The 8,965-nt window shown below is 48.2% G+C and carries 9 protein-coding genes; all 9 read right to left on the bottom strand.

Annotated features, from left to right (window positions below):
• Positions 1 to 1,125: bifunctional heptose 7-phosphate kinase/heptose 1-phosphate adenyltransferase (locus tag BG32_RS12100; protein WP_259459717.1), on the bottom strand; the 1,125-nt coding region annotated here is incomplete at its 3' end.
• The gene (locus tag BG32_RS16710) at positions 1,122 to 1,520 is read right to left on the bottom strand and encodes a hypothetical protein (protein WP_259459716.1); all 399 of its coding nucleotides are present in this window, start codon (positions 1,518 to 1,520) and stop codon (positions 1,122 to 1,124) included. The genes BG32_RS12100 and BG32_RS16710, both read right to left, overlap by 4 nt.
• Positions 1,517 to 2,122, bottom strand: a complete 606-nt coding sequence (locus tag BG32_RS16705; RefSeq protein ID WP_259459715.1) for a hypothetical protein — start codon at positions 2,120 to 2,122, stop codon at positions 1,517 to 1,519. Before BG32_RS16705 ends, BG32_RS16710 begins: the two co-directional genes overlap by 4 nt.
• Positions 2,123 to 2,153: 31 nt before the next feature.
• Positions 2,154 to 2,735 carry an SIS domain-containing protein gene (locus BG32_RS12090; protein WP_121526905.1) on the bottom strand — a complete coding sequence of 194 codons (582 nt, stop codon included), beginning with the start codon at positions 2,733 to 2,735 and terminating at the stop codon, positions 2,154 to 2,156.
• 3 nt (positions 2,736 to 2,738) lie between these two features.
• Entirely contained in the window at positions 2,739 to 3,668 is a 930-nt protein-coding gene (locus BG32_RS12085) for an ROK family protein (protein ID WP_121510133.1), read from the bottom strand.
• Between the two features lie 22 nt (positions 3,669 to 3,690).
• Entirely contained in the window at positions 3,691 to 5,343 is a 1,653-nt protein-coding gene (locus tag BG32_RS16700; protein ID WP_259459714.1) for a glycoside hydrolase family 38 C-terminal domain-containing protein, read from the bottom strand.
• On the bottom strand, positions 5,340 to 6,806 hold the full coding sequence (locus BG32_RS16695) for a hypothetical protein (protein WP_259459713.1): 1,467 nt from the start codon (positions 6,804 to 6,806) through the stop codon (positions 5,340 to 5,342). Before BG32_RS16695 ends, BG32_RS16700 begins: the two co-directional genes overlap by 4 nt.
• 61 nt (positions 6,807 to 6,867) lie before the next feature.
• Positions 6,868 to 8,022 carry a bifunctional L-alanine/L-glutamate racemase gene (gene aar, locus BG32_RS12075; protein WP_121526904.1) on the bottom strand — a complete coding sequence of 385 codons (1,155 nt, stop codon included), beginning with the start codon at positions 8,020 to 8,022 and terminating at the stop codon, positions 6,868 to 6,870.
• Positions 8,023 to 8,041: 19 nt separating this feature from the next.
• The gene (locus tag BG32_RS12070) at positions 8,042 to 8,881 is read right to left on the bottom strand and encodes a carbohydrate ABC transporter permease (RefSeq protein WP_121510130.1); all 840 of its coding nucleotides are present in this window, start codon (positions 8,879 to 8,881) and stop codon (positions 8,042 to 8,044) included.
• Between the last annotated feature and the right edge of the window lie 84 nt (positions 8,882 to 8,965).

Genomic DNA, 8,965 nt, shown 5'->3' with positions numbered 1-8,965 from the left:
CATAATCGGCTGCCAGCCCTCCCTTAGAAGGGAAATGGTACCGTCGAAATCAAAGAGAACATACCTCGTCTTCCCAGGCAACCTTCGGGTATTCCTGAAGATAGACGGATCTTCGACTCTATAAGCATCAGGTTCTTCAAGCTTTGAGATTGATTCTCTCAGCAACACCCCCGTTCCTTTCTGAGAAACACAGAGCGAAGCGGCCTTTGTGGCCGTCTTGGCTGAGTCCAATAACGAGACTTTCTTACCGCACAACTCCAAAGTCAAGGCCGCAATGAATGCATCTCCAGCTCCGCAGACATCCCTCACTTCTCCTTCGAGATTGAATATTCGATTCAGTATACCGTTATTAAAGCAGAACGAGCCATCCTCGCTGGCGGTTACTACAACGGGTGAACCCACCAGTCTTGAAACCTCTGCGAGATGTTTCTGAACCAGTATTTGCTCAGGAATTCTGTTATTGTCATCTACAAGGCCTGCCCTTTCAAGGATCTGAGAAAATTCACCAAGGTTGGGCTTCAGAAGAAAACCTGAAAAGGCCTCGAGCCAGTTTCTCGAATCCGCGACGAATAATTTCTCAGGGAATAGCTTTCGCAACACAATCAGTTTTTTTCTTACCTCTTCGTCTATACAGCCTGTCCCAGGAATCTCAGACTGATCTTGGACAATTATGGCATCAACCTGAGGAACGAGAAATTCTAACATTTCGACAATCTCCCGTCTGTTTTCTTCGGCTAGACCGACCGGGGGAATATCAAGCCTTGGCAGATCCTCTTCCCCCGTCAAAGTATTGATGAATTTCATATACAGAGGGGTAACCTGTCTTTTCGACTTCACAAGGAACTGCGTGCAAATCCCATAACGATCGAGCTCCCTCTCCAGTTCGACAGCCCTAGCGTCCAGTCCCACCGGAGCGAGGAGAATCACTTTCCCATCAAGCGTGGCAAGATTTTTAGCCACATTACCGGCCGCTCCGGGAGAATACTCTTCTCTCACTCCCGTGATCGTCATAAGGCCGGTTTCAAGGCTCGGCCTCGACAGATTGGGATCGTAATAGACATACTTATCCAGGAAGACGTCACCGACTACGAGCACCCTGGCGTTCCTTTCCCAAGCTTGATTCATGGCATTCCCTTCATAATCAATCTGTAGAACGACGGCAGAGTCTCTTTATGGTTTCCCTTTATGTAATAACCTTTTCCACCAAAAGCATTCGGGATTCTCGTTACTATCGATTTCACATCTCTGAAGTAATAAGAAGCAACTTCCTTGTTATTTTTCGAAGCCTCATCTAGATCTGCATCTCTTATATCAAAGCTGGCCGTTGTGATTGACTTTGGAGCTCTTCCAACATTTGCCGCCATCGATATTGCCTTCAGAACAACTTCAGCGCCAATGACTGCAGAGCCTATCACTATACACACCCCGCCCTTTTCAAGCTTTGAAATTTCATTCGCGAATATGAGAAAGTCTCTTGCCGAGCATCCTCCAAGAGACTCACCGTCGAAGTATGGTGTCATGTGGTATATGTCAGTTCCCACTGCTGAGTGAACACAAAGCGGTATACTATCCCGATACGCATTGTACTGGACTGAGACGTCAGGTACATGCAGTCAATCTTCTCTGGAAAGGCTTCTCCCGATAGAAGCCTGCCCATCGACTCTCCATATCCAAGAAAGAGCTTATTTCCATGAATCAGTGCGTTGTTAATATACTTATTTGTCTCTTCTGCGAAGCCGAAAAGCCCTCTAGAAAGAGCATTCGGAATACTTTCCGAGGTCCTTCCACAGTAAGCCAGTTCAAAATCATGTATCGTAAAGGCCCCGTTCACCCCAAGGGCAGTAATGATCTTTTCATGCATAAGCGACGAAAGCAACGGTCCCATTCCGTTCTTGATTACGTGCGCGCCGCTGAAAACAATAACGGGTAAACCCTTCTCTTTTGCCTCAAGCACCTTCTCGGAAAGCTCTTCCAGTTCGGGTGACCTGAAGCCATCAGACTCATTTACTATTTCCTTCATGTCTATCAGATCCGATATCGACACCTCACTAGGTCTGTTCAACAAAGAATACGTCTTCACATTAGAAGTATCGAAAACTGTGTACTTACCCTCGTATCTCATCGCCGCACCTTCCATTCTCACTACGCCATATTTACTCTCTTCCGACGGTAATCGCCTCGATAAGCTGACACAATACGTGACCGAGAGTTATGTGCGTTTCCTGAATCCTTGGAATGTCAGTAGAGTCCACTTTGAATAGATAGTCGCATAAGCCAAGCATCTCGCCGCCAGTCTTCCCCGTTAATCCAACTCTCAGCGAACGTCTCTCTATCGCCACTTTCAGTCCCCTTAAAATGTTTGTCGATTGTCCGCTAGTGCTAATTGCAATCACAATATCCTCTTCTCCCAGAAAGGCTTCGAGCTGTCTGGAGAAGACCTGGTCATATCCAAAGTCGTTAGGGACTTCTGTGAGAATCGAGTCGTTACTGGGTAGCGATACTGCCCTGATCGGTCTTCTTTCCAAATATAACCTTCCTACGAGTTCAGCCGCCAGATGTGCTGCATCTGCTGCACTACCGCCGTTCCCCATCAGGTAGACGGTTCCGCCATTCCCTGTTCTTCTGGCTATCTCGCGCGAAACCTCGTATATCAGCTCTTCATACTTGTCGATAAACTCACTCTTTACTCGTATGCTCTCCTCAAAAGCCATACGCGCTACACGATTAAACTCCATCTCCTATCTCCTTCTTCCCATTCCGCTTGCCACAATCAAAGCGGCATAGTCACCAATCCTGTCTTTGAGCTCCGTAATAACGACCCGATTTCTCGCCTCATCGCCGACAAGCGCTTCCTCCGCTGCCCTCTTTAGAGCAGCCTCAAGCCAGATTTTCGGAAGGCGCCAGGCAAGGTTACCGAGAATTATCCTGTCAGGGTCGAGAATATCCAGCAGTACGGCGAGACCTTCCCCAAAGTATGCTCCGCTTTCCTCAAGGACGGTGATGGCGTTAGGATCCTTCTTCAGTGCAAGACGTGAAATTTCCTGAGCAGTCATTCCTCGCCCAAACCGTTCAGGAAATCTGTAATGCGCATATAGTGAAATTCCCGTACCACCACAAAAAGACTCCCATGAACCGTTCTTTCCGAAGAGCGAGGGACCATCCTCGGCTACTCTCATATGACCAACCTCTCCAGCCAATCCTGTAGATCCACTATAAATACTCCCATTGATAATTATGCCTGCTCCCAGGCCGGTTCCCAGAGTCAGAAAGACAATGTTTAGAAAGCCCCTGCCGGCCCCCAGAATGCTTTCGGCAAGTGCACCGGCTCTTCCGTCGTGTTCGATCGTGATCGAGAAACCAAAACGCTCCACCAACGGTTGAACTATGTTAACGGTTCCCCATCGAAGGTGAGGAGGGTTGAACAAAGTACCCGTTTTACAATCCATAGGACCGCCGACGGATATTCCCACCCTGGATGGAATCAAATCTCCTGTCAGACCGATGATTTCGGAAGAGAGCCTCTCGATGAAGCTCTGAAAACCGAGCTCTGGTTCGGTCAGGAACTCTGCTCTTGCGAGGATGTTGAGAGTTTCATCTCCGAGAACGACGGCCGTTTTCGTACCTCCCACATCTATGCCAAGGAGGGTTCTTTCTTCAATCAACTCCATCGCTTTCCTTCATGATCTCGCCTCATTCAAACCTGAGCGTGTGGAGACCGAACTGCCTGTAGGGGAGCTCGACTTTACCGTCAATTACCGGGAGCTCGCGCACTTTATCCTCGAGAACGTTCGAAATCCAGCATCGTTCAACGGCCAGTGCAGTACTGATCTTTGCTACTCCCCGCCTCCCTTCTACTTCAGCGAGCCGGAGTACGTAACCGCTCTTCTCGGAATGCTTCAAGGCGAGTACCTTGAGGTTTCTCGTTGAGATTTGCAACACGGCTGTTTCAAGATCTATCTTTCCGTCAATCTTGATCATCTCCTTGTTAAGGCCCTCGGCTTCCTCGACTATCCTGACAGCATCCTCTCCATCATGAGAGAACAACGAGTAGGTGAAACGATGCCTTCCCTCATCTGCAAAGAAATCGGGATAAATGGGCGATCTAAGAAGTGTAAGAGATATGTCTGAACCGTTGCAGGAATGACCATACTTTCCGTCGTTGAGAATAGCTACGGCAAGACCTGGCTCTTCCAGCTCGACCCAGCGATGGGCCGGAAATTCGAATCGGGCATCTTCAAAGGTGTTTCGAACCCTCGTACTTCTCCTTGAGTATCCCGCGGAGAGATCACATCTTACTTCTCTAGAAAGAATGCTGACGGGAAAGTGAGCCTTGAGAAGAGTCCTTCTAGTGTGCCAGTCGATATCGTTTTCAATATCCAGTCTCCTTGAAGAGGCGTTCAATATGTATCTCTGCACTATAGAGCTTCCTTCATACTCGTATCTCGCCTGAACGACCTTCCTCACCGGACCGCTCTCAATCGTCCTCACATCGAGGGCGGTCAGTCTCTTGCCAGATATCTCGTAATCGTGATCGATATCCCATGCATCCCAAGCAACTGGAATGTCCTTGTATACGTAGAGACAGTTCCCTGGGCCGGAGGTTACTTCTCTTTGAAGTTGCTTATCAAAAACGGAAACACTTCCATCGGAGTTTACTTCAACACGCAAAAAGCTGTTTTCGAGGACGGGATCACTTTCTATAGCGTGTTCCTCGACCTCTCCACCCATACACTCGAAAACCTCGCTCGAAAACGGTTGAATATACAGATCTGAGCTGTAAATAAACCTTCCGTCATATGTTCTCTGGCTTGCCAGAAGTTTGCCCACCCGGTCATAGAGATTCATTTCATTGTCGTCAATAAATATTGATTGTTGAGGGTAAGATCCAACATTGATTACGGTCTTGAGAGAAGGATTTCCATCGCCAACATTGTCAAGTAGAGTACCGGTTATTTCATTTGCCTCTCTGATTAGCTGACCAAGTTCATCTTCGGCCTGGATGTGAGCTTCATTTATGGATGAACCGGGAAGAATGTCGTGAAACTCGTTACGAAGTAGTATCTCCCACAGTTTTCTGACTTTTTTGAGCGGATACTTTTCTCTACTGCAGACCATAGCACCGACGGCTTCCAGTCTGTACAGAGCGTCTTCAGCATCCTTATGCAGCTTCTTTGTTCTTGCCTGGCTAGTATATGTTCCTCTGTGGAGCTCGAAGTACAGCTCGTCGTCCCAAACGGGCAGTTCCAGAGTGGAAGGCAACTCCTTGAAATAGTTCGTCAAGGGGGCCATTTCGAGTTTCGGCATGCCAGGATACTCTTTGAGCCTTTCATAGTATTCGATCATCTCTCTGTCGGACCGCCGCCGCCGTCGCCGTAGCCAAAGGTGGTTATTGTCTTATCGTAAACTCTTTTATCCTGGAAGTTCTCCCATGTGCCAAGAATCGCTTCTGGATTAAGCATTCCGTTGTAACCCCCGAGAGGGTTATCGAAGAAATGGCAGACTACTTCACTGCCATCCAGCCCCCTCCACAAGAAGAGGTCGAGAGGGAAACAATTCTTCTCATTCCACTTCAGCTTGGTCGTCGAGAAGTATTCTATTCCCGCTTCCTTCATGATTTGAGGAAGTATCCAGGAGAAGCCAAAGACATCTGGAAGCCATGCCACAGAAGATCTCATCCCGAACTCCTCTTCGAAGAACATCTGGCCGTATAGAAACTGCCTGGCAAGTGATTCGGCGCTGGAGACGGTGCAGTCGCTCTCAACCCACATTCCGCCGATCGCTTCCCATTTGCCCTGCGAAATCTTCTCCTTTACCCTCTCGAAGAGATCGCGATCGTTCTCCTTCAAATCCATGAACATTTGAGCCGAAGACTGAAGATAAACGAATTCCGGAAACTTCTCCATCATTCTTACGGCATTGGCGAAGGTCCTTCTGATCTTCCTCTTGGTCTCATCTATCGGCCAAAGCCAGGCATAGTCAATGTGTGACTGACCGGTAACATGAACGGTGCCCACCGCACTATGCTTGTCTCTCAAGCTGGCTATATTACTCGCGAGTTTCTCACGGGCCTTCATGACCGTGCGGCGATAATTGTCGGTCAGTCTGTTCCCTTCAGACTTCTCAAACCTCGGGGATTGCCAGATCTCGTTTACGCTTCCATATGTATGGTGCCCGAAAAGAGTCGGATTGTCAGGGGCCGTCTTGAAGTACTGATCAGTAGATCTAGGAAGCTCGATCTCGGAGAGGCAGTCGCTTATGATTTTCAATAGCTTCTCTGAGAGGAATTCATCTCTGGTTGCCTCAAGAACCTCGATCGCGACCGTAAAATCGAGATATGTGCATGATACGGATCTATCTTGAAGGAGCAGCTCGGCGCCTTCAAAGACCGGATCGGGCAAGTGAGTACCGAACAGCCCCTTCGGCACTGTCTGTATATCAATTACGTGGCTCTTCCCATCAGCAAACTCTGTTAGGTCCAGAAACTGATGATATACATTTATCTCGCCAAAAGAACGGCCGTCAATCAAGACCAGACTCTCTCCTCCGGGAACCGCTTTAAGGTAGAGCCTCTCTCCGTCTTCAGGTTTTTCTGACTCTATGGAGGTTCTGAACCACACCGGGAATTTTGTCTCATCCCACCGGTAGCCCACGGAGATCTCCTTCCAGCCTTTCTCGGGCGGTCTTTCCGCGCCGGAATCACTGAATCTCCATCCGCCAATCGCTTTTCTCTCGATCAAAGTATACGGGAAAAGCTCAGCTAGTTCTTTTCTAAGCCTTGTACAGTACTCATTTCTAGAATGATACACGGTGCCCCCTCCAGTCTTTCACAACTTATCTTTCCGCGTATTCGATTAACGAAATTCCAGTTCAGACGAGCGCTTTCATGGCTCTATCGAGATCCTCCGAAAGGACTTCAATTTCTTCTAGACCGGCATGAATCCTTATCAGAGATACATTGTCACCGGGGTCCCTGTGAGAAACGGCGTACGGAGAGATCAGACTTTCATACCCGCCCCAACTGACGGCTCTCCTGAAAAATCTCAGGGAGTTCACGAATTTCTTTATCCTGTCGATATCCCGGGTCTTAAGCTTAAACGAGAAGAGGCCCGATCCTCCCCTCATCTGCTTCTTGGCAAGCGCATATTGCTCCGAGCTCTCGAGCATCGGATACAAAACGGATTCGACGGCTTCACTCTTCTGTAGCCTTCTGCTGAGCTCCATAGCGTTCTGGAAATGCACGGGCATCCGGATATGCAGAGTCCGGATCCCCCTCAGAATAAGCCAGGCAGCAAAGGGATCGGGAACGGCTCCGGTGTTGAGAAACTCTTTTTCGAATATTCTTCTGACATCCTCATCGGACCCTGCTACAACTCCTCCTACGACATCGCTGTTTCCGCCCAGATACTTGGATGCGGAATGGACTACCAGGTCTATTCCAAAATCGATCGGATTCTGGTAGATGGGAGTCGCCCAGGTGTTGTCTATTATCGTCTTCACACCCCTCATCCTGGCCAGTGAAGATACTTCCGTCAAGTCTTGCAGCTTAAAAGTGAAAGTAGTGGGACTTTCGAGATAGATAATCTTCGTGTTGGGTTTAAGAGCTGCCTCGATCTCATTCACATCGTTACCTTCCACATAGGTATGTTCCACTCCAAATCTGGCCAGATACTGGGTTACATAGGTGGATGTCCAGCTGTAGCAGTCCTTGACAGTTACTATGTGATCACCGCTCTTCAAGAAAGCGGAAATACTCGAAACGATTGCCGCAACTCCAGATCCGAAAAGCTTTGCCCTCTCCGCGTGCTCCAGCGCAGCCAGTTTCTCCTCGAGAATATTTACTGTAGGGTTGTTTCCTCTGGTGTACAGAAAATGGTTCGTCTCGTCTGAAAGGGCCGTTGAGAACTCGTCAAAGCCCTTGAAAGAGAAGATCGAAGTTTGAAATATGGGAGGATTTACCGCCCCGCAAGGTAGATCGTCTTCACCCAGATGATGCAAAATCTCAGTTACGTACTTCTTTTCCATCCTCAAGATCCTCCAATCATTATCCTTTGACAGCGCCTTCGGTAAGTCCGGCTATTATATATCTCTGTGCAAAGGCGAAAACTATCATAGTTGGTAAGAGAGAAACAACAAGTCCCGCGCTCAAAACGTCCCAGCTTATCCCGGCCTTAGAGATGAACGAGTTCAACGCTACCGGGACAGTCATCTTTTCATCGGAGAAGATGAACATCGATGCCAGAAAAAGCTCATTCCAGATATTCACGAAGGCGAAACTGAAAATCGCTGCAAGTCCGGGCCTCGTTAGTGGAAATACCACTTTGAAGAGCGCCTGCAAAGTACTGCAACCATCGATCACGGCAGCTTCTTCAAGGGAAACCGGTATCCTGTCGAAGAAACTCTTTGACATGATCGTGCTGAAGGCAATTACCATAGTTACATATAGGATAAACAACGTAGAAAGCCTATCGGTCATACCGTAGTTTGCCAGCATGACAAACAGAGGAGCCATCAGAATGAACGGAGGAACCATCTGAGTGAAATACATGGCTAACAAGGTACCGTTTCTGAATCTCTTCGCTCGAATTCGCGACAGTGCATATCCACTGAACATAGATATTAGCATGGCGGCTAAAGCAGCCGCAAGGGCCACTATTGCGCTGTTTCGAAAGTAAACTCCGAAGTTAGCAAAGCCAAACAACTTCGAATAGCTTTCGAAGGACAGCTTTGAAGGGAGGTATTTCAAAGGAAATGTGTAGATCTCCCTGGGGCCCTTGAGGGATGTAACAACAACCCAGTAAAGAGGTAGTAGAGCCGCAATCAGATACAGCCCCAGAGCGATGACTTTGAAGACCTTACCCAGCACCTTCATGACTGTCTTCATACAGTTACCTCCTTACGGGAAGAGATATTCAGGAAAATAATCGCATACAGTAACAACATAGACATGATTATGAATCCTATCGCG

Origin of the sequence: Mesotoga sp. HF07.pep.5.2.highcov (assembly GCF_003666285.1) — a bacterium.
In the GTDB taxonomy this organism is placed as follows: domain Bacteria; phylum Thermotogota; class Thermotogae; order Petrotogales; family Kosmotogaceae; genus Mesotoga; species Mesotoga prima.
Note: the sequence above shows the minus strand (reverse complement) of the source record. Positions and strands in the feature narration are given on the sequence as shown.

Coding starts and splice junctions, on each gene's coding strand:
- BG32_RS16705 (WP_259459715.1), bottom strand. CDS start 2,122: ATGAGATACGAGGGTAAGTACACAGTTTTCGATACTTCTAATGTGAAG.
- aar (WP_121526904.1), bottom strand. CDS start 8,022: ATGGAAAAGAAGTACGTAACTGAGATTTTGCATCATCTGGGTGAAGAC.
- BG32_RS16710 (WP_259459716.1), bottom strand. CDS start 1,520: ATGACACCATACTTCGACGGTGAGTCTCTTGGAGGATGCTCGGCAAGA.
- BG32_RS12090 (WP_121526905.1), bottom strand. CDS start 2,735: ATGGAGTTTAATCGTGTAGCGCGTATGGCTTTTGAGGAGAGCATACGA.
- BG32_RS16700 (WP_259459714.1), bottom strand. CDS start 5,343: ATGATCGAATACTATGAAAGGCTCAAAGAGTATCCTGGCATGCCGAAA.
- BG32_RS12070 (WP_121510130.1), bottom strand. CDS start 8,881: ATGAAGACAGTCATGAAGGTGCTGGGTAAGGTCTTCAAAGTCATCGCT.
- BG32_RS12085 (WP_121510133.1), bottom strand. CDS start 3,668: ATGGAGTTGATTGAAGAAAGAACCCTCCTTGGCATAGATGTGGGAGGT.